19 protein-coding genes and 1 pseudogene are annotated in these 22,471 nt (G+C 60.4%); 5 read left to right on the top strand and 15 right to left on the bottom strand.

Translation table 11 applies throughout. The annotated features are described in order from the left end of the window. Positions 1–35: 35 nt before the first annotated feature. The 3 genes from creB to creD all read left to right on the top strand — a co-directional run bounded on the left by creB (position 36) and on the right by creD (position 3,664). Entirely contained in the window at positions 36–716 is a 681-nt protein-coding gene (creB, locus tag QWI20_RS19630; protein WP_369306845.1) for a two-component system response regulator CreB, read from the top strand. Then, positions 716–2,146, top strand: a complete 1,431-nt coding sequence (gene creC / locus QWI20_RS19635; RefSeq protein WP_369306846.1) for a two-component system sensor histidine kinase CreC — start codon at positions 716–718, stop codon at positions 2,144–2,146. Before creB ends, creC begins: the two co-directional genes overlap by 1 nt. A 141-nt stretch (positions 2,147–2,287) precedes the next feature. Then, a complete protein-coding gene (creD, locus tag QWI20_RS19640) occupies positions 2,288–3,664 on the top strand; it encodes a cell envelope integrity protein CreD (RefSeq protein ID WP_369306847.1) in 1,377 nt (458 codons plus the stop codon). Positions 3,665–3,846: 182 nt separating this feature from the next. Here the strand turns inward: creD and QWI20_RS19645 are convergent, their stop codons facing one another. The 12 genes and pseudogenes from QWI20_RS19645 to QWI20_RS19700 all read right to left on the bottom strand — a co-directional run bounded on the left by QWI20_RS19645 (position 3,847) and on the right by QWI20_RS19700 (position 16,258). Beyond that, positions 3,847–4,476, bottom strand: coding sequence for a glutathione S-transferase family protein (locus QWI20_RS19645; protein WP_369306848.1), 630 nt, complete (start codon positions 4,474–4,476; stop codon positions 3,847–3,849). Positions 4,477–4,582: 106 nt separating this feature from the next. Continuing rightward, positions 4,583–5,896, bottom strand: a complete 1,314-nt coding sequence (locus QWI20_RS19650; protein WP_369306849.1) for an MFS transporter — start codon at positions 5,894–5,896, stop codon at positions 4,583–4,585. 327 nt (positions 5,897–6,223) lie between these two features. After that, positions 6,224–6,484 carry a hypothetical protein gene (locus QWI20_RS19655; RefSeq protein WP_369306850.1) on the bottom strand — a complete coding sequence of 87 codons (261 nt, stop codon included), beginning with the start codon at positions 6,482–6,484 and terminating at the stop codon, positions 6,224–6,226. Next, a complete protein-coding gene (locus QWI20_RS19660) occupies positions 6,485–6,973 on the bottom strand; it encodes a hypothetical protein (protein ID WP_369306851.1) in 489 nt (162 codons plus the stop codon). A gap of 14 nt (positions 6,974–6,987) precedes the next feature. Next, positions 6,988–7,476 (bottom strand): annotated as a pseudogene (locus QWI20_RS19665) (Hcp family type VI secretion system effector). A 281-nt stretch (positions 7,477–7,757) separates the two neighbouring features. Then, the gene (locus QWI20_RS19670) at positions 7,758–7,949 is read right to left on the bottom strand and encodes a hypothetical protein (RefSeq protein WP_369306852.1); all 192 of its coding nucleotides are present in this window, start codon (positions 7,947–7,949) and stop codon (positions 7,758–7,760) included. Beyond that, positions 7,946–9,085, bottom strand: a complete 1,140-nt coding sequence (locus QWI20_RS19675) for a PepSY-associated TM helix domain-containing protein (protein ID WP_369306853.1) — start codon at positions 9,083–9,085, stop codon at positions 7,946–7,948. Before QWI20_RS19675 ends, QWI20_RS19670 begins: the two co-directional genes overlap by 4 nt. A gap of 81 nt (positions 9,086–9,166) precedes the next feature. Beyond that, positions 9,167–11,602: a TonB-dependent siderophore receptor gene (locus tag QWI20_RS19680; protein WP_369306854.1), complete on the bottom strand. Its 2,436-nt coding sequence runs from the start codon at positions 11,600–11,602 to the stop codon at positions 9,167–9,169. A 312-nt stretch (positions 11,603–11,914) separates the two neighbouring features. Then, complete coding sequence (locus tag QWI20_RS19685; protein ID WP_369306855.1) at positions 11,915–12,907, bottom strand: FecR domain-containing protein; 993 nt, start codon at positions 12,905–12,907, stop codon at positions 11,915–11,917. Continuing rightward, entirely contained in the window at positions 12,904–13,422 is a 519-nt protein-coding gene (locus QWI20_RS19690; RefSeq protein WP_369306856.1) for an RNA polymerase sigma factor, read from the bottom strand. Before QWI20_RS19690 ends, QWI20_RS19685 begins: the two co-directional genes overlap by 4 nt. Before the next feature lie 171 nt (positions 13,423–13,593). Continuing rightward, on the bottom strand, positions 13,594–14,313 hold the full coding sequence (locus QWI20_RS19695) for a PolC-type DNA polymerase III (RefSeq protein WP_369306857.1): 720 nt from the start codon (positions 14,311–14,313) through the stop codon (positions 13,594–13,596). 10 nt (positions 14,314–14,323) lie between these two features. Then, on the bottom strand, positions 14,324–16,258 hold the full coding sequence (locus QWI20_RS19700; RefSeq protein WP_369306858.1) for a putative nucleotidyltransferase substrate binding domain-containing protein: 1,935 nt from the start codon (positions 16,256–16,258) through the stop codon (positions 14,324–14,326). A gap of 233 nt (positions 16,259–16,491) precedes the next feature. On the opposite strand from QWI20_RS19700, the gene QWI20_RS19705 reads away from it, so the two are divergent. Further along, a complete protein-coding gene (locus QWI20_RS19705; RefSeq protein WP_163022123.1) occupies positions 16,492–16,938 on the top strand; it encodes a response regulator in 447 nt (148 codons plus the stop codon). A 97-nt stretch (positions 16,939–17,035) separates the two neighbouring features. Here the strand turns inward: QWI20_RS19705 and QWI20_RS19710 are convergent, their stop codons facing one another. Continuing rightward, positions 17,036–19,213, bottom strand: coding sequence for a malate synthase G (locus tag QWI20_RS19710; protein ID WP_369306860.1), 2,178 nt, complete (start codon positions 19,211–19,213; stop codon positions 17,036–17,038). Positions 19,214–19,684: 471 nt separating this feature from the next. Between QWI20_RS19710 and QWI20_RS19715 the strand changes: the two genes are divergently transcribed. Next, positions 19,685–20,212 (top strand): glycine cleavage system protein R, encoded by a 528-nt coding sequence (locus QWI20_RS19715; protein ID WP_369306861.1) that lies wholly within the window; start codon positions 19,685–19,687, stop codon positions 20,210–20,212. A gap of 50 nt (positions 20,213–20,262) precedes the next feature. On the opposite strand, the gene rarD is transcribed toward QWI20_RS19715, so the two are convergent. Both rarD and QWI20_RS19725 read right to left on the bottom strand, forming a co-directional pair. Continuing rightward, complete coding sequence (rarD, locus tag QWI20_RS19720; protein ID WP_369306862.1) at positions 20,263–21,156, bottom strand: EamA family transporter RarD; 894 nt, start codon at positions 21,154–21,156, stop codon at positions 20,263–20,265. Positions 21,157–21,211: 55 nt separating this feature from the next. Next, positions 21,212–22,186, bottom strand: coding sequence for a serine/threonine protein kinase (locus tag QWI20_RS19725; RefSeq protein WP_192173144.1), 975 nt, complete (start codon positions 22,184–22,186; stop codon positions 21,212–21,214). Positions 22,187–22,471 lie beyond the last annotated feature (285 nt).

Genomic DNA, 22,471 nt, shown 5'->3' on the forward strand with positions numbered 1-22,471 from the left:
CACCGTTCCGGCTTTACGCCACGTGCTCGGATGCCATGCCCCACATTCTCATTGTCGAAGATGAAGCCGCCATCGCCGATACCCTCATCTATGCCCTGCAGGGCGAGGGTTTCACCACCGCATGGCTAACGCTGGGACAGGCGGCGGTTGCACTGCAACGCGACACGCCCGCCGACCTCATCATCCTCGACATCGGCCTGCCCGATATCAGCGGCTTCGAAGCCTGCAAACAACTGCGTCGGTTTACCGAGGTGCCGGTGATGTTTCTGAGCGCCCGTGATGGTGAGATCGATCGCGTGGTGGGGTTGGAAATTGGCGCGGATGACTACGTCGTCAAGCCGTTCAGTCCGCGTGAAGTCACTGCACGGGTCAAGGCGATCCTCAAACGAATCGCGCCCCGAGTTGACGCCAATCCCCCCACCGGCCATTTTTCGGTTGATGCCCAGCGCGTGCTGATCAGCTATCGCGGCCAGCCCGTGAGCCTGACGCGTCACGAGTTTCGCCTGTTGCGCTGTCTGCTCGAGCAACCAGGACGGGTGTTTAGCCGAGAGCAGTTACTCGATGCGGTCGGCGTTGCCAGCGATGCCGGCTACGAGCGCAGCATCGACAGCCATATCAAAAGCGTCCGCGCCAAGTTGCGGGCGATCGTGGCCGAGGCCGAGCCGATTCAGACCCATCGCGGGCTCGGCTACAGCTACAGCCCGGATCACAGCTGATGCGGCTGGGCCTGCGGATTTTTCTGGTCTATGCGCTATTTATTGGCCTGACGGGGTATTTCGTCCTCAACACTGTGATGAAAGAGGTGCGCCCCGGCGTTCGGCAATCCACGGAAGAGACGTTGGTGGACACCGCGAACCTTCTTGCCGAGGTGCTGCAGGCCGACGTTAAAGCGGGGACCTTGAGCCAGAGTCGCTTCCCGCAAGTGCTCACGGCCTATGGGTTGCGACAGCCGGACGCGAAGATCTGGGGCATGCCAAAGAATCAGGTCAATAACCGCGTGTATGTGACCGACGCCCACGGCATTGTTTTGCTCGACTCCAGCGGAGAGGCCGTGGGGCAGGATTATTCACGCTGGAATGATGTGTTTCTCACCTTGCGTGGCCAATATGGCGCACGCTCGACCCGCAGCGATCCTCAGGACCCTAACTCATCGGTCATGCACGTTGGCGCGCCGATTCGCGACGGGGACCGCATCATCGGTGTCGTGACCGTGGCCAAACCCAATAGCTCGCTGCAGCCTTACGTGGACCGGACTGAGCGGCGTCTGCTGTATTACGGCGCGGGGCTGATCGTTCTGGGGTTGATGTTCGCTGGGTTGCTGTCGGGGTGGGTGAGCAGCGCGCTGCGTCGCTTGACCAAATACGCCCAGGCCGTGAGCGAAGGGCGCCGCGTCGAGCTGCCCCGTTATCGAGGCGGCGAGCTGGCGCAGTTGTCTGCAGCCGTCGAGCACATGCGCACACAGCTGGAAGGCAAGGACTACGTCGAGCGCTATGTGCATACCCTCACCCATGAACTGAAAAGCCCGCTCGCCGCAATTCGTGGCGCTGCCGAGCTGTTGCAGGGTGACATGCCCGCCGATCAGCGGCAGCGCTTTGTCAGCAACATCGATAACGAAAGCGCGCGCGTCCAGCAGTTGATCGAACGGCTGCTGAACCTGGCCATGGTCGAACAACGCCAGGGACTGGAAGAGCGCGTCCTGGTGCCACTTGCCGGGCTGGTCGAGGACACGCTGGCGGCGCAGGCTGCGCGCATCGAGCGCAAGGGTTTGATCGTCGAACGGCTGATTACAGCCGAGTTGTTTGTGACCGGGGAGCGCTTTCTGTTGCGCCAGGCGTTCTCCAATTTGCTCGACAACGCGCTGGACTTCACGCCAGACGGAGGCACGTTGCGCTTCAGCGCCGAGCGGGAGGGCGAGCGCGTGAACGTGCTGTTTTTCAATAGCGCCGACCCCATTCCCGAATACGCGCTGCCTCGCCTGAGCGAGCGCTTCTATTCCCTTCCCCGGCCCGACAGTGGCCGCAAGAGCACTGGCCTTGGGCTCAACTTCGTTGAAGAAGTGATGCAGTTGCATGGTGGGGAAATGCAGATACGGAATGTTGCAGGCGGGGTGATGGTGGTGTTGCAGCTGCGAGTAACGCTGCGATAAAACAAGCCGGTCCGTTAACGTTGAGACCTGGAGAGGCAGGGGTTTCATCGCCCGAAACACTCCACACAATCTCCACACTTCCCCCACGATTGCTCCACACAGACTTTTCAGAATCTCCCCATCAAAAACCGGGAGAGTTCGATGAACAAGGGCATGTCGATTTACAAGGTGGGAATGATCGGTCTGTTGATACTGGCGCTGATGATTCCGTTGATGATGATCAATGGCCTTATCCAGGATCGACAGAGCAGGCGCGACGAAGTGGTCGAAGACATCGCGCGCAGCTCCAGTTACAGCCAGCACATCAGTGGGCCGCTGTTGGTCGTGCCGTATCGCAAGTTGACCCGGATCTGGAAACTCAACGCGGAGTCTCGCGAGCGCTATCAGGAAACGGTTGAGGAAAAGGGCCGCTTGTACTTCCTTCCCGAACGCTTTGAACTGGACGGCAAGGTCCAGACCGAAGTGCGTTCGCGCGGCATTTACGAGGCTCGCCTTTATCACGCCGATAACACGCTAAGCGGCCAGTTTGTGCTGCCCGAGCACTTTGGCCTGGGCAACGATTTCGAGAACTACCGGTTCGATGCCCCTTTTCTGGCTGTCGGGATTACAGATGTTCGTGGCATCGAAAGTGCGCTGAAGCTTGATCTCAATGGCGAACAACTGGACTTCGTTCCAGGTACCGACGTGGCGCTGTTGGGGGAGGGCGTGAGCGTCGTGCTGCCGCTGGAAACCGGCGTGGAGCAGAAGCGCCTGAATTTCGCGTTCGATCTTCGTCTGCAGGGCACTGGACAGTTGCAGATCACCCCGGTGGGTAAATCGAGTGTTGTACGGGTGGCGGCTGACTGGCCGCATCCGAGCTTTATCGGCAACTACCTGCCCGCCAGTCGCGACGTTTCCGGGCAGGGCTTCACCGCCAATTGGCAGACTTCTTTCTTCGCAACCAATCTGCAGGAAATTCTCAACCGCTGTTCATCCAGCGAAGTGTGTACCGAGTTCGCCGGTCGCAGTTTCGGCGTGAGCTTCATATCGCCGGTCGACCAGTACCTCAAGAGTGATCGTTCGATCAAATATGCGCTGCTCTTCATCACGCTCACCTTCGCGGGCTTCCTGCTGTTCGAAGTGCTCAAAGGGCTGGCGGTCCACCCGGTGCAATACGCTCTGGTCGGTGCGTCGCTGGCGTTGTTCTATCTGCTGCTGTTGTCGCTGTCCGAGCACCTGGGCTTCACGCTGGCGTACCTGGTATCGGCCAGTGCCTGTGTGGCGCTGATCGGGTTCTATGTCTGCCATGTGCTGGGCAGCGTTCATCACGGACTGTCATTCGGCGTGGCGCTGGGAATCCTGTATGCATTGCTTTACGGCCTGCTCGGTGCCGAAGACTACGCCTTGCTGATGGGCGCTTTGCTACTGTTCGGTGTCCTCGGCGTGTTCATGGTGCTGACGCGCAAGCTGGACTGGTATGCGCTGGCGCAACGTCCCGCAAAACCTGCCACGCTGGTGGTCGAGGCGAGTCATGAGTAGCCGGGTGGGACTGCGCGAAGACCAGCAGATCGGGCACGCGCTTGCAGTGAAAATAGCAAACTGGTTGTGGCCAGACGAAAGCAGATTCCCTCGCGGTCCGACAGCCCAGCCCTCACCGAAGCGGACCGATTCGCGTCGCGCGAATGAATCCGACTTCGTTGATACCTGTGATTTGAAAGCAATCAGGCGGGCGGCTGGGTTTCCAGCATCGATGGCCGCTGACTGACTTCGTAATACCAGTTCGCCAATCGCGGGTAGCTGCTGCGCCAGCCCAGATTTGGCTGGCGGAAATCCAGATAGCCCAGCGCACAGGCCACGCTGATCGACGCAACGTCGAAATGCGTACTCAGTTCAGTGACGGCTTCGGCTTCGAAGTAGGCCAGCGTGCGAGCGATTTTCTCTTGCTGGGCGTCGAGCCATGCCGCCCAGTGTTTCTCCTCGGGCCGCAGGAAGGTCTCGTAACGGATGAGCAGCGCAGCGTCCATGAGGGCATCGGCGAGTGACGCGAGCGTCAATCGCCGCCAGCGCGCCGAGCCTTCCTTGGGAATGAGAGCGTTGCCGACGTGCTGTTGATCCAGGTACTCGAGAATGACCCGGCTGTCATGGATCACGTTGTCGTCGGCCAGACACAGCGCGGGAATCTTCCCGCACGGATTGTCGCGACAGACTTCAGCGTCGGGTCTAACGGGGGTGAGCGCAACCGCTTTGAGACTGACCCGGCTTGCCTGTCCGGTTTCATGAAGCAGGATCAGCACCTTGCGCGCGAAGGGCGAAGCGGCGTTGTAATGCAGCGTCATGCTGGGCGCAGACATGGACATTCCTCTGATCGACCTGGCCCTCCAGACTAGTGAGGGCAAGGACGCTGTGCAATATCCCGATGATATGCCGGGCCGATTTACGACGGCCCGCACCTGAATGTCAGACGGTCGGAACCCCGTCTGCCGAATCCGCCGGTGCACTGCCTGATTGCGCCGAAGGTGTGCCGGTCAACAGCGGCTTGGCGACAAACCAGATGATCGTGGCGGCGACGAGATCGAAAGCGGCCAGGGCCACAAACAGCGGGCTGTAACCAACCTTGGTGACCATGATCCCGAGCACCAGCGTGAACAGCGCCGCGCCCAGAAATCCGAACATGCCACCCAGGCCGGTTGCCGTACCCACTTCGTTTTTGCCGAAGGAGTCCGACGTGATGGCGTACAACGCGCCCGACAGCGTCTGGTGCGCAAAACCGCCAGCGCACAGCAGCGCGATGGCGACATAAGGGCTGTCCACCAGACCGATGCAGCCAGGGCCGATCATGCACAGGGAGCCGAACACCATCACCATCTTGCGCGACGTCAGCAGCGAGACGTTGAAGTGCTTGTAGAAAAACGGGCTCAGGTAACCCCCCAACACGCAGCCAATGTCGGCGGCGAGAAACGGCAGCCAGGCAAACATCGCGATTTCCTTGATGTTCATGTGGCGTTCGGTCATCAGGTACAGCGGAATCCACGCGTTGAACGTCTGCCAGGCCGGCTCTGACAGCATGCGTGCCGAAGCGATTGCGTAGAAGTTGCGGGTGCCGACGATCTTCTTCCAGCTGGCGTGCTTGGTCGGCGCGTCCTTCAGGTGGGATTCCTGACCGGCAAGGATGTAATCGCGTTCCTCATCGCCCAGCAGACGCTGATTGCGCGGGTGCTTGTAGAAGAACAGCCAGCCTGCGCTCCACAGCAGGCCCAGCCCGCCGACGATGACGAACGCGATCTGCCAGCCGCTGTGTAGGATCGCCCAGACCACGAGGGGAGGTGCCAGCAACGCGCCGATCGACGAACCGATGTTGAACCAGCCGATGGCGACCGAGCGCTCTTTGGCCGGAAACCATTCAGTGGTCGCTTTGATCGCCGCAGGAAAACCCGCCGCTTCAGTGATGCCCAGCAAGCTGCGCAAGAATGCAAGACTCTGCCAGCCGGTGGCCATGGCCGCCGATGCGCACGCCACCGACCAGGCAATGGCGAAAACCGCGAAGCCGATCTTGGTCCCGATAGCATCGATCACGTAGCCGGCAACCGGCTGCATGAATGCATAGCCCATCTGCCACGCGATAACGACGTGCGAGTACTGTTCGGTGGAAATGTTCAGCTCGCTCATCATGGTGGGAGCGGCGACGGAGAGGGTGTTGCGCGCGAGATAGTTGACGATCAGACCGCCGGTTATCAGCGCGACCATCCACCAACGGATGCCTTTGATTTTCATCGAGTCCACTCTGGGTATTGTTTTTATTTAGCGGCGATCGTCATACGTCGTCGTATGACTGGATTTAGTCAAACGCACGTTTTGTTGTCAATTGAAATAGTTGTAAATTGCCATTGTATTTCTATATGTAACCGGATTGTCACCGGCGGGGCTGGTTTTTGGGGTGATCGGTGACTATGGAGTCGTGAGATTCGGAGGCAGAACGCGGGCCTGCTGGATTTGTAAAACTGGGGGATGTCATGTGATGACTAGGGTGGCGGAAAGTGCTTGCCCCGCGCGAGGAGGAGCGTGGGACAAGCCAGTTGGTGGGTAAGGCAATGCGATGCGCTACTTTGGCTCTTCGTCACGCCACCAGTTGTCGCCCAGTAATCCCAACCCTACGTAGAGCAGGCCTTCGAGCAATATTTCATAATCTAGAAATTGCTCATCTTCAATTGCTTCCGCTATCACGACCCAAGGGACGACGTAAGAAAACCAAAAGACGATGATGGCGAGGCCAAGCACCCACTGATAGCGCCAGCGTCTTGTGACTCGACAGGCGCTCCAGATGGCAGCCGCGACAATGATTAACGAGATATAAAACGCCATCTAGTCATCACCGTTGTTTTTAAGCAGCAACGCTGACGAGGATCTCTGAGGGCCAATACCTCCCGCGACTTGGGCGTCGATACTGATTATTACATCGCCGACGTGGTAGGTCGGAATTCCTTGTTTGGCCTTCCCTCCTGAGAACATGCCCGCCATCCCTCCTACTATCGGACCGAACACCTCTGTAACAGCTTTGCCGCTCAGCGAGGATATGGCGCCGCCCACTCTCACTCGTTGATCATTTAATAGATCGGCAGTATTCCGGCTAAGGCGATTAGACACCGCAAGCACCATCCGGCAAGGCCGCCCCTGTGCAAGCATTCGCTCGTAGGTTTCTTCAATCAACCGGATGACCTCAAAATGACCCTTGGTTATTTCCGGTAGGTTGATCGTTCTCAACGATGCGGCATCGTCCGGCTGCACGGTGAAGTGAATAAGCGTAAACACGACACCGTAATGGCCGACATGTTGGGTACGTTCGAAGTCCATGACATGTCCCTCGCTCAGCAATATTGCTTATTGCCGATCCTGTCCCATCCGCCTGTTACGCTGCCGGCCGCGCTCCCGTCGTTTCTGTTTTGCAGGGTGTAGGTCGAGCGGATACGGCCGTAGTTGAGCTGGATGAGTTCGGTGGGAATGCCGTCGTTGGCGAGTTGGTTGTATTCGGCAATGATCACTTATTCGAGAATGATTTCGTAGAACTTCATTTTGTCGCCCCCTGCACGGTGTACGGAAAGCTTCACTTCCTTGAAGTGCTCTCCGGCGCAGTTGGCTGCCATCAGTTTGCAGCTCGACTTGTCGAGCATTTTGGTCAGCGTGAGGTTGCTGAGCGTGGTACGCCCGGAAGTCGCGCCGCCTGCCGTGCTGGCTGTAACAGACGCGCTCTGGTAGGTGCCGAACGAATACCCGGTGATTTCAATCCAGTCTTTGCACTGCTCATCCAGTGCTTCGCCAGCAATGCCTTCAATCTTCAAAAATGCGTCGAGCGCCATGGTGGGTCTTCCCGATGGGTATTGTGGATGCCCTGCCAGGGCGGAATATCGATTATCGGGAGGGTGACTCGCAGGAGAGGCCAGCCTGGGAGTCGGAGCGTGCAGGACGCTTACTGTTGTTTTGAGGGAGGTTTCTTACGGACTTGTTCGACTTATAACCAAGGGATGCCAGGCAGGATGCGATGTTTTACCGCGGAGGCGCGCGCCCCTGCCATCGTCAAAGCAAACCGGTTCATTGGGTACGGTTCGATGTAAATCATGCAGAAGCGGGGTTCGGTGGATCAAACCCGCTTGCGCGCCATCAATCCTCTGCAGCTAAGCCAGGCCGGAATCGCCATGCCGATCCAGGACAGCACGTCCCACGCGCCGTCGCCGAGCAGCGCCGCAAACAAGCCGATGGCTGTCAGCAGCGCGATCCAGCCCGGTTTGGCGAATGTCTTCCAGAAAGCGGAGTGCTTTTTGTGTCGGGTCATGCGACTTCCGCCTCTACGGCGACCGCTTTCGCAACGGCGACGGCAGCACGACGACGGACCCACCACAGATACAAGCCACTGCCGAGCACGATGATCGTCAACACATCCAGCGCAGCCCAGAGAATTTTCATCGGCATGCCGCCGTAGTCGCCGAAGTGCAGCGGTTGCGACAGCAGCAGGGCGTCCATGTACCAGGGGCGTCCCAGTGTTGCGGTGACGTGCAGGTCCTGGGCGTCGATCAGGACAGGGGTCAGCAGGTGGGAGGTCAGGTGCGTGTCGCCTTTCATGAACACGGCGTAGTGGTGCTCGCTGGAAAAGCGCGAGCCGGGAAACGCAATGAAGCTCGGCTCGGCGCCGGGGACAGTGGCTTTGGAAATGTCGATCAACCGGGTCGCCGGGGCACGCTCGGCCAGGGGCGGTGCGTCCTTGTACGGCGCGATCATGGTCATCAGCGCGTCGGTGCGCCATTGCGCGATCACCAGATCGGCGCAGGCGTTGAGCACGCCGGTCAGGCCGACGACCATGGCCCAGGTCAGCGTCACGACGCCGATCAGGTTGTGCAGGTCCAGCCAACGCACCCGGGTGGATTTATTCGGCCGCACCGTGGCGAAATCCAGCCGGCGCATGAAGGGCGCGTACAACACGACGCCGGACACGATCGCCATGACAAACAGCAGCCCCATGAACGCCAGCAACAGTTTGCCCGGCAAGCCCGCATACATGTCCACGTGCAGGCGCAGCATGATCATCATGAAACCGCCATTGGCGCTCGGCGTTTCCATCGCCTCGCCGGTGCGCGCGTCGAGCATGAAGCTGTGGGATTCGTTGGGGTCGCCGCCTGCGGTTTTGCCCATGATGGCGTAGACGCCGTTCGGGTCATCGTCGTCCCAGCCGAAGTACTGCATCACGTCGCCGGGGCGATGGTCCTCGGCTGAGCGGACCAGTTGTTCGAGGTCGAGATGCGGGGTGCCGGCGGGCATTTCCTTGAATTCCGGCGCGTCGCCCGTCAGGTGAGCGATCTCGTGGCTGAAGATCAGCGGCAAGCCAGTGATCGCCAGCATCAGCAGGAATGCCGTACAGATCAGGCTGGTCCACGTGTGGATGAAAGACCAGCGGCGGATGGTTTGGCTTTTCATGTGGAAATCCGGAGTCAGCGAAAGCAACAAAGGCCGCTGTGTGGGAGCGGCCCTTGTTTCAGGTAATGAGAGTTTAAACGATTACCATTTGTAGTCTACGCTCGCGAGCACCGTGCGACGGTCGCCGTAGTAGCAATAGAAGCCGTCGCAGGTGGAAATGTATTCCTTGTCGAAGACGTTGTTGGCGTTGACTGACACGCTCACACCCTTGAGCGAATTGTTCATGCGGCCGAGGTCGTAATGCATGGCGGCGTCGTAGACGGTGTAGGCATTGCTGTGGCCGTAGTTGGAATCAGCGACGAAACCGTAACTGCCGATTGCAATATTGTCGGTCTCGCCAATGTAGCGCGCGCCGAAGCCCAGGCCGAAACCGTCGAGCACGCCGTTGTGCCAGGTGTAATCACCCCAGATTGCTGCCTGGTTTTCCGGCGTCAGTGGCAGCGGACGATTCTTGTCCAGCGGGTCGGTGACCTTGGTCATCTTGCTATTGGCGTATGTGTAGGAGGCCGTCACTTTCAGGTTGTCGGTGACATCGCCTACCGCTTCAAGCTCGAAGCCGCGCACCTTCGCCTCGCCCAGTGGGCGCTGCACGCCGAGGGTGTCGCTGAGCACGATGTCGCGACGGGTCAGGTCGTAGGCCGCCGCAGTGAAGATGATGTTGCTGCCCGGCGGTTGGTATTTGAGGCCCACTTCGTACTGCTTGCCCGTCCCCGGCTGGAATGCCACGCCATTGGCGCCGCCTTGTTCGGCCTGGAAAGACTCGGCGTAGGAAATGTACGGCGTGAAGCCGGAATCGAAGACGTAGCTGAGCGCGGCGTTGCCGGTGAACGCGCTGTCGGTGCGGTCGTCGGACTGATTGGTGTTGTAAAACTTCGATTCGGTCTTGAGCAGATCCTGCCGGCCGCCCAGGGTCAGACGCCAGTTATCCAGGGCCAGTTGGTCCTGAATGTAGACGCCGACGTCCTGGGTTTTCTGGTTGTAATCCTGATACGCGGTGTAATCGACGTTGCTGAAGTCCTGCCCGTAAATCGGCTTGGCGATGTTGCTGGTCGGCGCGTTGCCGTACTGCCATTTGTAGTTGTGGTTCACGCGCTGATAGTCGAGCCCCAGCAACACGGTGTGTTTGAGTGCGCCCGTGTCGAAGTCGGCTTGCAGGTTGTTGTCCAGCGCGAACTGGGAAATGTCCTCGTTCACGACATTGGCGCCGCGAGCAACGGTGCCATCGTCGGACACCGAGCCGAAGTAACCGCCTGCCGTGATGCCTTGGAAGGACAGATCACTCTTGGTGTAGCGGACGTTCTGCTTGAACTGCCACACGTCATTCAGACGGTGCTCGAACGCATAGCCCAGCGCGTAATAGGTTTTGTCGTAGAACTCCCAGTCCGGATCACCGAGGTTTTCGTGGTACTTCACGCGCCCCACGGCCGACGGGTATTTGGTGCCCTGAATCGGCAGGAATTGGCTGGTGATGCCGGTATCGTCCCGGTTGAACTGACTAAGGAAAGTCAGCTTGGTGTCCGGGTCGATGTTCCAGGTCAGGCTTGGCGCGATGTTGTAACGCTTGTCATCGATGTGGTCCACCGAGGTGCCGCTGTCACGCACGACGCCGCTGACGCGGTACTCGAAATTGTCGGCATCGTCGATCTTGCCGGTGCTGTCGAAGCTGATCTGCTTGCGGTTATAAGTGCCCACCTGAACCTGCACTTCGTGGCTGGCTTCGGCTTCGGGGCGACGACTGACCATGTCGAGCATGCCGCCGGGCGGGGTCTGACCGTAAACCGAAGAGGCCGGGCCACGCAGGAGGGCGATGCGCTCCAGGTCCCAGGTCTCCATCTTCGGCATCACGTAGGCGCCTTTCGGCAGCGGCAGACCGTCGAGGAATTGGGTGGGTTCGAAGCCGCGGACCTTCAGCCATTCGGCCCGGCTGTCGCTGCCGTAACTGCTGGCGACCACGCCTGGCATGTAGCGAACGGCGTCGTCGATGTTCTGTACTGCGCGATCCTGCATCTGCTGCCGGGTCGCGACCGAGATCGAGCGCGGTGCTTCGACCAGTGCGGTGTCGGTCTTGGTGCCCGCTGCGGTGCGACTCGCGGCGTATCCCTGTGCCGGACCCCACGCGCTTTCGAAACTTTCCTGACTGCCTTGAATGCTGGTCGCCGGCAACGCCATCGCCCCTTCAGGCGCAGCCACCAGCGTGTAGGTCCCTGCCGTGGTCAGGTTCAATTGCAAGCCGGTGCCACGCAGCGCCTGCCCCATCGCGCTTGATGCATCGAATTGACCCTGAACCGGTGCCGACGTGCGGCCCGCAGCCAGTGCCGGATCCAGCGACAACGCCAGGCCTGCCTGACTGGCAATCTGTGTCAGCGTTGTGGACAACGGCGCGGCCGGCAGGTCGTAGGCGCGGACGCTGGAAGCCTGAGAAGCGGCCATCAGCGGCGCACTGAGCATCGGTGCGGCAATGGCGACGGCGATAGCCAGCAGGCTCGGTCGCAGAAGGGTTTGAAGCGTGCGGGACATAGACGGCACCTCGATGGAAATGGTTCTCAATGCCTATGTGCCGAACGAGATATGGAAAGTGATAGGGCCGGGCGAAAATAATTTGCGCAGGCGCTAAGTAGGCCGTGATCAATGACCTTGGGTGAAAGTTACCCTTTGCCAGACAGCGGCGCTTTCGCGCATCAAATATGGTCCATGTGGGAGCGAGCTTGCTCGCGAAGACGGTGTTTCAGCTACGGAAGATTTAGCGGATGTACTGACTTCTTCGCGAGCAAGCTCACTCCCACAAGTTCTGTGGCCAGGCGATCGCATGCATCCACGAGGGCACCCGATTTACAGCGCAGTCGCCGGCTTCTTCTCGCTGCCGACCACCGTCACCCACCACTGCGTCCGCGCTTCGATCTGCACGGGCAGCGTGGGCGTCAGTGCCTTCAGCGCCAGGTCGGTGTTGGTCAGCGGAAAGCTGCCGGTAATGCGCAGGTCGGCGACGTCCTTCGCCACGCCGAGATGGCCCTGACGATAACGGGCAAGCTCCGCGACCACGTCTCCCAGGCGGGCGTTGTCGACCACCAGCATGCCGCGCATCCAGGCGCCGGTGCCGGGCGCAAGGGCGAGCATGGGACCGAGGCTGTTGCGATGAATCAACATCTGCTGCCCTTCGCGCAGCACCAGTTCGTGGCTGGAAGCCTGCGGATGAGCGGCGACGGCGGACTGCAGCACGCTTAACAGCGTGCCGTCAGGCTGCCGTTTGACCAGAAACTGCGTGCCCAGGGCGCGCATCTGTCCTTCGGGGGTTTCGACGATGAACGGACGCGTGTCGTTGTGGCTCCCGGTTTCCACAAAGATTTCGCCTTCCTGAAGCACGATCCGTCGCTGGGTGGCGTCGAATCGCACGTCCAGCGCGGTGTGAGTGTTGAGCCGGATCAGGGTGTTATCCGACAGGCGAATGGTGCGCTGCTCGCCGGTGGCGGTGCGCAGATCTGCGAGCCAGTAGTCCACCGGCAGCAGGCGATTCCCCATGAATACCGTCAAGCCCAGCGCCAGCGCGACCCCTGCAACCCCGCGGCCCAGCTTGCGCAGACGCAAACCCATGCCATCACGGGAGCGCAAAAGCGCCGAACGCGCCGGGCCAGTGGTCCCGGCGAAACGCTGATCGACCATGCCCAACTGCATCCAGGCGCGGGCATGTTCGTCACTGGCGGCGTACCACTTGGCAAACTCTTCGCGCTCGACCTCACTGCCCCGGCCGCAGTCCAGGCACAGTTGCCAGGCGATGGCGGCGTCCAGCACGTGGGATGAAACAGGTCGGGTGGACAGGCGGCTCATGTTGGCTCGCCATACAGTGCGATGTAGCACTGGCGCAAACCCTGGGCCAGGTACTGACGCACGCGGGGCACCGAGACGCCGAGCTTTGTGGCGATCTCCGCGTGGGGCATGCCGTCCAGGCGGTTGTACAAAAAGGCAGCGCGCGCCTTGCTGGACAGCTTGCCCAGCAGGCGATCAATGGCTTTGAGGTCTTCGAGAATCAGCTGCTGTTCTTCAAGCGAAGGTTGTTCGCCTTCGGGAATCAGCATCAGTTCGTCCAGATAGGCCTGCTCCAGCGCGGCCCGGCGGAAGTGGTCGAACAACAAGCCCTTCGCGATCGAGACCAGAAAGGCCCGGGGCTCGCGGGGTTCAAGCAATTGCTCGCGACCCAGCAGGCGAATGAACGTGTCCTGGCTAAGGTCTTCGGCGCGATGGGGGCAGGCCACGTTGCGTCTTAGCCAACCCAGCAACCAGCCGCGATGGTCGCGATAGAGCGTTCCGACGAGCTGCTGCTGGGGACTTTGAAATGACGACACAAACGCACCGAGGAGAACAAAGGGGCTAACGAGAATTGTTCGCGATTGTGTCAGAGCCGTCCAATGCTGGCAATTGGTCCTTGTAGGAACAAGCCGAACGGTTAACGTAAGAATCGACTATTCGGTTTGTAAGGCGAGACGGGATCCAGAGGCAGGCGCAGAGGGTGAACGCTAAAACGAATGCGATTGCTGCTGCCGTCGCCATTTCGCCACGCTTTGCTCCAGCTGCGCCGGGGTTTCGATCCCTTGTCGCTTGGCGTGGCTGAACAGGATCATCGCGAGTTCGGCGGTTACCAGTGCATCGGCGCTGGCGTGATGGCGCTCTTCGGCGTGGAGCCCGAAGAATCGAGTCCAGTCGTCCAGGCCTGCCTGCCGCAGATTCGCGTTCGGGCAAACGAAAGGCGCGATGTGAGCGACATCAATAAAAGGATGCAGCAGGCGATAGCCCAGGCTTTCCTTTAACGAGCGGCCCAGCATGTGCTCGTCGAACGCCGCGTGGAACGCCAGCAGCGGGCTGTCACCCACGAACGCCATGAAATCCAGCAGTGCGTCCACCGGGTCGCTCCCTGCGGCGATCGCTGTGGGCCCCAGCCCGTGAATCAACACGCTCGGGCTGAGTTTGTGATCGCTGCGCATCAGCGTGCGCTCGAATTGCTGCCCCAGATCGATCGCACCGTCTTCAATGACCACTGCGCCGATTGACAGCACTTCGTCCCGCTGCAGATTCAACCCACTGGTTTCAAGATCGACCACCACCCAGCGTTGCTGGCGCAGCGTGTTCTGATCCAACGCGCCCGGGCTGGGCAGGGCGCGCAGGCGCTGTTGCTGCTCTGGCGTCAGCTCAGGGGCAACGGCGCGTTTGGGTGGCCTGAGCCAGCGGAACAAATTCATGATCAGTCGCTTACAGTTGGTAGCGCACGGTGAGGCTGGTCTGCAGCCGCTGCGCCTGACGGAACGACTCACGCAGAATGCGTCGGTCCAGATGATTGAGCACATCCGGGTCGATGCGATTGGAGTAGGGCAGGTTTTGCCGGTTCTGCTGCTGATGCTGTTGCATGCGGGTTTGCTGGATGAAGTGGTAGGCCTCCTCATACGCCGCACCGTCCAGCGGGTCGATAACCTCTTTGGCCACCAGCTGACGCAGCCTTTCCAGCGTGTTGCAGGCCTCGACGCCGTTGGCCAGCGCCAGCAACCGCGCGCCGTCGACAAATGGCGTCAGGCCCTGGGTTTTCAGATCCAGCGTATCTTTTTCACTGCCTTTGCGCGCGACCACGAAATCCTTGAAACGGCCCACCGGCGGGCGTTGACGCAGGGCGTTGTCGGCCATCATGCGCTGGAACAACGCGTTGTCTGCCACTTGGGCAAGAATGCTCTGACGCAATTGATCGCCGCCGCTTTCATCGCCCCAGACCACGCGCAGATCGAAATAGATGGAAGACGACAGCAGGTTCTCCGGCGTGGCTTCGCGGATGAACGAGCCGAAGCGCCGCGCCCACTCGATGCGCGACAGGCACAGCTGCGGATTGCTTGCCATGATCCCGCCCTTGCACAGCGCGAATCCGCATACGGCCAGGCTTTGATTGATCCGCTCGGCGATGGGCAACAACTGGCCGCGAATCTCGGCGGCCTCGGCGGCGTCCCTGGCTTGGAACAGAATGCCGTTGTCCTGATCGGTGTACAGCGTCTGCTCGCGGCGGCCCTCGCTGCCAAAGCAAAGCCAGCTGAAAGCGATGCCGGGATCGCCTTTCTCTTCAAGCGTGAGCTCGATGACGCGACAGACCATGTGGTCGTTGAGCAGCGTGATGATCTGGGTGATCTGCGTGGACGAGGCACCGTGGGCGAGCATTCGGTCCACCAGTTGAACGATGTCGCCGCGCAGGTTGGCCAGCGAATCGATGCGCGGCGCGCTGCGGATGGTGCGCGCCAGATGCACCAGATCCACGCGCTGCAGCGAGAACAGGTCGCGCTCGGAGACCACGCCACACAGGCGCTGATCCTTGACCAGACAGACGTGGGCGATATGCCGCTGGGTCATGGCAATGGCGGCATCGAAGGCGCTGGCGTCCGGGCTCAGGTAGAACGGCGCCTGAATCATGCTGCGTTCGATGGGCGCGCCGAAGTCGGCATCGACGTTTGCCACGACCTGGCGCAGGTCGCGCAGCGTGAAAATCCCCAGCGGCGCCTTGGCCTCGTCCACGATGACAATACTGCCGACCTGCTGCTCGTCCATCTGCCGCACGGCCTCCCGCAGCGGCGTGTCGGGGGAGCAGGTCACCGGGTGACGCATCGCCAGTTCACCCAGTCGCGTATTCAGTGAGTATTGCGTGCCGAGTGTTTCCACCGCCTTCTGCTTTACTTGCTGATTCACCTGATCGAGCAGGCTGCTGACACCGCGCAGAGCGAAGTCGCGGAACTCATTGGAGAGCCCGAACAGCTTGATGAAGGCTTGCTTGTTCAGCTGCAGGCAGAAGGTGTCTTCGGCCGCCAGATGCTCGGTTCGCGTGGCGCGTTCGCCGAGCAGCGCGGCGAGGGGAAAGCACTCGCCGGTGGTGATTTCGAACGTGGTCTCAGTGCCGCCTTTTGCCGAATGGGGGCGCTCGCCTACTACGCGGCCTTGTTTGACGATGTAAAAATGTTCTACTGGCCCATCGCTAGGCTTGATGATGCTCTCGTCTGTAGCGTAGAAACGCAGGTGACACTGTTCCACAAGGTAGGCCAGGTGGGCGTTTTCCATCTGGTTGAAGGGCGGGAATTTTTGCAGGAACTGCATCGTGCCGTGGATGTTCTGCAGAACGGCTGTTTTGCCTGCCTGGGTAAAAGCGTCCGCTTTGCTCATGACCGATACCGCTTGTTTTTATTGACCCCATGGTCGACCGCTTATCGGGCAGTGCCCATTGGACGTAAGTCTTAGGTGACTGCGAAGGCGTTGAATCGCATCGAACCAAGGTCTAATACCGCAGCGATGCAGTTAGCGCGAGGCCTCAGGGCCCGGCATGAAGCCGACAGGATGTGCAGCGTATCTATCGCTTGCGCTGTCAGAATTGGAGTCGACAGGAAGATGAGACGGGTATGTTCGATCACAGTATTTTGAGTGATGAAGAGCGCGAAGCCCTCAATGAGGTGATGCTCGCGCCTGCGTCCCAATCGCCACAACGGGTGTTGATCGTCGATGACGACAAGGATGCTCGGGAAGTTCTGGCCGAAATCCTCAGTCTCAATGACATCAGCTGCATCACCGCCGCCGGCGGCACCAGTGCCATGCACTTGCTGCAGACCCGGCCGTCCATTGCGTTGCTGATCACCGATCTGCGCATGGCGCCGTGCGACGGGTTGGATCTGATCCGTCGGGTGCGCGAATCGGACCGTGCGGAGTTGCCGATCATTATCGTGTCCGGCGACGCCAACGTCCGCGACGCCATCGATGCCATGCACCTGAGCGTGGTGGATTTTCTGCTCAAGCCGATCAACACCAAGCAGCTGTTGCGACTGGTGAAGCGGGAACTGGAAATGGCCTGATAACGCCGCCTTCGGGCTGCGTTGAAGCAAGGAAAGTTGTGCAATAAAAAAGGCGGTGTCCATTTACGTGGACACCGCCTTTTTGTTTGGGCGCTGATTACGCCCCGTGTTTCGCCTTGAACTCCCGACGGCGACGGTGCAGCACCGGCTCGGTGTAGCCATTGGGCTGTCGCGTGCCTTCGATCACCAGCTCAACCGCTGCCTGAAACGCGATGTTGCTGTCGAAATCCGGCGCAAGCGGACGATACAGCGCATCGCCTGCGTTCTGACGGTCCACGACCGGTGCCATGCGCTTGAGGCTTTCCATCACCTGCTGCTCGCTGACCACGCCATGGCGCAGCCAGTTGGCAATGTGCTGGCTGGAAATCCGCAGCGTGGCACGGTCCTCCATCAGGCCAATGTCGTTGATGTCCGGCACCTTCGAGCAGCCAACGCCCTGGTCAATCCAGCGCACCACATAACCGAGGATGCCCTGTGCGTTGTTGTCCAGCTCGTTCTGAATCTCTTCCGCCGTCCAGTCGGTGTTCGGTGCCAGCGGGATGGTCAGAATGTCGTCGACCGAGGCCGGCGCGCGCTGGGCGAGTTCAGCCTGACGCGCGAACACATCGACCTTGTGGTAGTGCAACGCGTGCAGCGCAGCGGCAGTGGGCGATGGCACCCACGCGGTGTTGGCGCCGGCCAGTGGATGGGCGATTTTCTGTTCGAGCATCGCGGCCATCAAGTCAGGCATCGCCCACATGCCTTTGCCGATCTGCGCGCGCCCTTGCAGGCCGCACTTCAAGCCGATATCGACGTTGGAATTTTCATACGCGCCGATCCACTTTTCAGCCTTCATCTGCGCCTTGCGTACGACAGGCCCTGCTTCCATGGACGTGTGGATCTCGTCGCCGGTGCGGTCCAGGAAGCCCGTATTGATGAACACCACACGCTCGCTCGCCGCCTGAATGCAGGCCTTGAGGTTGATCGTGGTGCGGCGCTCTTCGTCCATGATCCCGACTTTCAGCGTGTTGCGCGGCAGGTTCAGCACCGCTTCGATGCGCCCGAACAATTCGTTGGTAAACGCCACTTCCTCAGGGCCGTGCATCTTCGGTTTGACGATGTACATCGAGCCCGTGCGGCTGTTGGCGCGAGAGGTATTGCCCTTGAGGTTGTGGATGGCCGCGAGGCTGGTCAGAAGACCGTCGAGAATGCCTTCCGGCACTTCGTTGCCCTGATTGTCGAGAATCGCATCAATGGTCATCAGGTGGCCGACGTTGCGTACGAATAATAGCGAGCGGCCATGCAGCGTGACGGGTTCGCCGGTGGGCGAGGTGTAGACGCGGTCGGCGTTCATCGTACGGGTAAAACTTGTGCCGCCTTTGGAAACTTCTTCGGACAGATCGCCCTTCATCAGCCCCAGCCAGTTGCGGTACACCACAACCTTGTCGTCGGCGTCGACGGCAGCGATGGAGTCTTCGCAGTCCATGATGGTGGTCAGCGCCGCTTCCACCAGCACGTCTTTGACACCGGCCGGGTCGGTCTGGCCGACCGGGCTCGTGGCGTCGATCTGGAGTTCAAAGTGCAGGCCGTTATGCTTGAACAGCAGCGCGGTCGGCGCCGACGCGTCGCCCTGGAAGCCGATCAGTTGGGCATCATCGTGCAGGCCGGTGTTGCTGCCGCCCTTGAGGCTGACGATCAACATGCCATCAACCAGCTTGTAGCCGGTGGAGTCGACATGGGAGCCCGCCGCCAGAGGTGCCGCTTCGTCCAGAAACGCTCGGGCGAAGGCGATGACTTTGTCGCCGCGGACCCGGTTGTAGCCTTTGCCCTTTTCCGCGCCGCCGGCTTCGCTGATGGCGTCGGTGCCGTACAGCGCGTCATACAGCGAGCCCCAGCGGGCATTCGATGCATTGAGCGCGAAGCGCGCGTTCATCACCGGCACCACCAATTGCGGGCCGGCCATGCGGGCGATTTCTTCGTCGACGTTTTGCGTGGTGATCTGGAAGTCCGCCGCTTCTGGCAGCAGATAGCCGATTTCCAGCAGGAACGCCTTGTAGGCGGTGGCGTCGTGGGCGTTGCCGGCATTCGACTGATGCCAGGCGTCGATACGCGTCTGGAATTCGTCGCGTTTGGCGAGCAGGGCTTTGTTCTTCGGCGCGAGCTCATGGATGAGCGCATCGGCACCGGCCCAGAATGCAGCGGCGTCGAGGCCGGTTCCGGGAATGGCTTCGTTGTTCACAAAATCCAGCAGGACGTTGGCGACCCGCAGGCCACCGACTTGAACGTGTTCAGTCATTGCTTGCCTCACTCTGCTCAGCTATCTGCGCTTCAATCATGAGCGCTTTCTTGTTAAAGCCATCGACGTCGCTGCGTGCCCTTCCAGAACATGCCGTTGCGGGCGGCTGGGCGGGGCGGCGGGCACCTGAGGTAAAGCGCTGAAACAGGTTTTAGCCTTGCAGGAACATCGGATCAGGCCTGGATTCGACATCTATGTAGTGAACGCGAGGCGATACTACATGATGAGTTGCGGCATGAAAATCAGACTGAATGTGCACCGAGCGACCGGACTTGGGCATTCGGTCACGCGACGGTGTCGGATGTTCTCAAAGAACGTGCAGATTGTTCCAGATAATTATCAGGATCGTACACAAAAATTCCTGAAGCAGTGACGCCACTGCGCGCCGGGTAGACGTGCCTATACTCCCCCACAACCCATGGGGCGTGGTATTAAACAGGCCTCATTCGCTGCGGATAAAAGGAGTCGTTTGTGGAACATCTTATCGTCACAGTGTCTGCGCCAGACAAGCCAGGCGTGGTCGAGCAGCTCGCGGCCTGCATTGCCGATCACGGTGGCAATTGGCTGGAAAGCCGTATGTCACATATGGCCGGACAGTTCGCCGGGATCCTGCGGGTCAGCGCGCCTGTCGACGCGCATCCGCCCCTGCGCAGCGCGCTGGAAGGGCTTTCGGCAAAAGGCATCCGCGTCCTGTTCGCCGAAGTCCTTCCGGAATCCTTGCCGGAGTGGAGGCCCATCACCATGGACCTGGTGGGCAATGATCGATCCGGGATCGTGCGCGACGTCACTCGCGTGCTGACCGAGCAAGGCGTCAACCTGGAGCATCTGGTGACCAGCGTCGAGCCAGCACCCATGAGCAGCGAAACGCTGTTTCGCGCCCATGCCGAGTTGGGATTGCCGATGGATCTTTCACTGGATGTGCTGCAGCAGCGGCTGGAAACCCTGGCGGATGACCTGATGGTGGAATTACATCTGCCCACGGACGAGTCATCGATGTAACCGCTGCCGGCTCCGGTTTTGGCGGGCCTGCAGCGATCCCTCTTGCCTGCTCAGGCCTGGGCGCGTTTGCGTAGCGAGCGCCAGGCGTCAACGCTGTAAATGATCAACCCGGCCCAGATGAAGGCGAAGGTCACCAAGGTGGCCGAGGGCATGTGTTCGTCGTACAGCACAACCGCCAAAGCCAGCACGAGGGTCGGTGCGATGTACTGCAAAAAGCCCAGCGTCGCGTAGGGCAAATGCCTCGCTGCTGCGTTGAAGCACACCAGCGGCACGAGGGTCACCGGACCGGCCGCCGCCAGCCATAGCGCCTGCGATGTGGTCCAGAACGCGGGCTGTGCGCTGTCGGCCAGCGGGTTGAAAATCAGCCAGCCCACGGCCAGCGGCACCAGAATCCAGGTTTCCACCACTAACCCGGGCAACGCAGCCACCGGCGCTTTTTTGCGAATCAGGCCGTAGAAGCCGAAGGTGAACGCCAACGCGAGCGACACCCACGGCAGACTGCCCACTTGCCAGACCTGCTGAAGCACGCCGATCAACGCCAGCATCACCGCCACCCATTGCAAGGGGCGCAGTCTTTCACGCAGCAGCACCATGCCGAGCATCACGTTGATCAGCGGGTTGATGAAGTAACCCAGGCTGGCTTCGACCATGTGGTTGTTGTTCACGGCCCAGACGTAGATCAGCCAGTTGGCGGCAATCAACGATCCGCTGCAGGCAAGAATGGCGAAGCGTTTGGGATTATCCCGCAGCGCTTGCCACCAGCCGGGATGCTTCCAGACCAGCAGCAGAAGCGAGCCGAAGATGGCCGACCAGATCGCCCGATTGACGATGATTTCCAGCGAGGGAACGCTGGCAAGCACCTTGAAGTAGATCGGAAACAGTCCCCAGATGATGTAGGCGCTCAGGCCCAGAATGTACCCGCGACGCGGGTTGGCAGCTTGCATGAGTGGTCCTTCGGCAAGTTTCTTGTTGTGGTGTCCTGCAGGGTGTTCAGCGTTTTCAGAACAGCTTCAGCGGCTCTTCGTTCAGCGCGGACAACTGCTCGCGCAGCGCCAGCACTTGATCGCCCCAATAGCGTTCGGTGCCGAACCAGGAAAAGCTGTGGGGGAATGCCGGATCGTCCCAACGACGGGCCAGCCAGGCGCTGTAATGCAACAGGCGTAGTGCGCGCAATGGCTCGATGAGCGCCAGTTCACGCGGGTCAAAGTCGTGAAACTCGTTGTAGCCGTCCATCAATTCCGACAGCTGACTCAGGCAATCCTGACGATCACCCGCGAGCATCATCCAGACATCCTGCACCGCCGGGCCCATGCGGCAGTCGTCGAGATCGACGATGTGGAAGATGTCGTCGCGGGTCATCATGTTGCCGGGGTGGCAATCGCCGTGCATGCGGATGTTCTGATGAGGCGTGGCGGCGTAGACGTCTTCCACGCGCTTGAGCAGGTCTTTGGCAACCGACTCATAGGCCGGCAGCAGGCTGCGCGGAATCACGTTGTTGTCCAGCAGGTAGTTCAGCGAGTTGTGGCCGAAGTTCTGCACGCCGAGGGCTTCGCGGTGCTGGAACGGGCGCGTGGCGCCGACGGCGTGAATGCGGCCGAGCAACTGGCCCAGACGGTACAGCTGATCAAGGTTGCCGGGCTCTGGCGCGCGGCCGCCACGACGGGGGAAGAGGGTGAAACGAAAACCGGCGTGCTCGAACAAGGTCTCGCCGTTGTGCACGAGGGGCGCGACGACCGGGATTTCGACGTCGGCCAATTCAGCGGTGAAGCTGTGCTCTTCGAGAATGGCGTCGTTGGTCCAGCGATCGGGCCGGTAGAACTTGGCAATCAGCGGCTGCTGTTCATCGATGCCGACCTGATAGACGCGGTTCTCGTAGCTGTTGAGCGCGAGAATACGGGCGTCGGTGACAAAGCCGATGCTCTCGACGGCGTCCAGCACCAGGTCAGGTGTAAGTGTTGCGAACGGGTGGGCCATGCTAACTCCTGCGCGCAGCAGGCTGCCGCGTCGGGCCAGTCATGGTAACTCAGGCGAGTTACACCTGACACAGTGGCAAGCTTACTTCCGCAAGTGCGGTGCAGCTTGGAAAGCTGCATCAGCAGACGACCGCGATCCTTGTGGGAGATATGCCGGCGACCAAACGCCGCGCTGTCGCGCAGCAAACACCGTCCATGTGGGAGTCGAGCTTGCTCGCGAAGAGGCCAGGACACCCGCTGCATCTTTAGCGCCTGAATCGCCGTCTTCGTGAGCAAGCTCACTCCC

Origin of the sequence: Pseudomonas sp. W2-17 (genome assembly GCF_041060445.1) — a bacterium.
In the GTDB taxonomy this organism is placed as follows: Bacteria; Pseudomonadota; Gammaproteobacteria; order Pseudomonadales; family Pseudomonadaceae; genus Aquipseudomonas.

Coding starts and splice junctions, on each gene's coding strand:
- creB (WP_369306845.1), top strand. CDS start 36: ATGCCCCACATTCTCATTGTCGAAGATGAAGCCGCCATCGCCGATACC.
- QWI20_RS19695 (WP_369306857.1), bottom strand. CDS start 14,313: ATGAATTTGTTCCGCTGGCTCAGGCCACCCAAACGCGCCGTTGCCCCT.
- creC (WP_369306846.1), top strand. CDS start 716: ATGCGGCTGGGCCTGCGGATTTTTCTGGTCTATGCGCTATTTATTGGC.
- QWI20_RS19725 (WP_192173144.1), bottom strand. CDS start 22,186: ATGGCCCACCCGTTCGCAACACTTACACCTGACCTGGTGCTGGACGCC.
- QWI20_RS19670 (WP_369306852.1), bottom strand. CDS start 7,949: ATGACCCGACACAAAAAGCACTCCGCTTTCTGGAAGACATTCGCCAAA.
- QWI20_RS19650 (WP_369306849.1), bottom strand. CDS start 5,896: ATGAAAATCAAAGGCATCCGTTGGTGGATGGTCGCGCTGATAACCGGC.
- creD (WP_369306847.1), top strand. CDS start 2,288: ATGAACAAGGGCATGTCGATTTACAAGGTGGGAATGATCGGTCTGTTG.
- QWI20_RS19660 (WP_369306851.1), bottom strand. CDS start 6,973: ATGGACTTCGAACGTACCCAACATGTCGGCCATTACGGTGTCGTGTTT.
- rarD (WP_369306862.1), bottom strand. CDS start 21,156: ATGCAAGCTGCCAACCCGCGTCGCGGGTACATTCTGGGCCTGAGCGCC.
- QWI20_RS19645 (WP_369306848.1), bottom strand. CDS start 4,476: ATGTCTGCGCCCAGCATGACGCTGCATTACAACGCCGCTTCGCCCTTC.
- QWI20_RS19655 (WP_369306850.1), bottom strand. CDS start 6,484: ATGGCGTTTTATATCTCGTTAATCATTGTCGCGGCTGCCATCTGGAGC.
- QWI20_RS19685 (WP_369306855.1), bottom strand. CDS start 12,907: ATGAGCCGCCTGTCCACCCGACCTGTTTCATCCCACGTGCTGGACGCC.
- QWI20_RS19680 (WP_369306854.1), bottom strand. CDS start 11,602: ATGTCCCGCACGCTTCAAACCCTTCTGCGACCGAGCCTGCTGGCTATC.
- QWI20_RS19700 (WP_369306858.1), bottom strand. CDS start 16,258: ATGAGCAAAGCGGACGCTTTTACCCAGGCAGGCAAAACAGCCGTTCTG.
- QWI20_RS19675 (WP_369306853.1), bottom strand. CDS start 9,085: ATGAAAAGCCAAACCATCCGCCGCTGGTCTTTCATCCACACGTGGACC.
- QWI20_RS19710 (WP_369306860.1), bottom strand. CDS start 19,213: ATGACTGAACACGTTCAAGTCGGTGGCCTGCGGGTCGCCAACGTCCTG.
- QWI20_RS19705 (WP_163022123.1), top strand. CDS start 16,492: ATGTTCGATCACAGTATTTTGAGTGATGAAGAGCGCGAAGCCCTCAAT.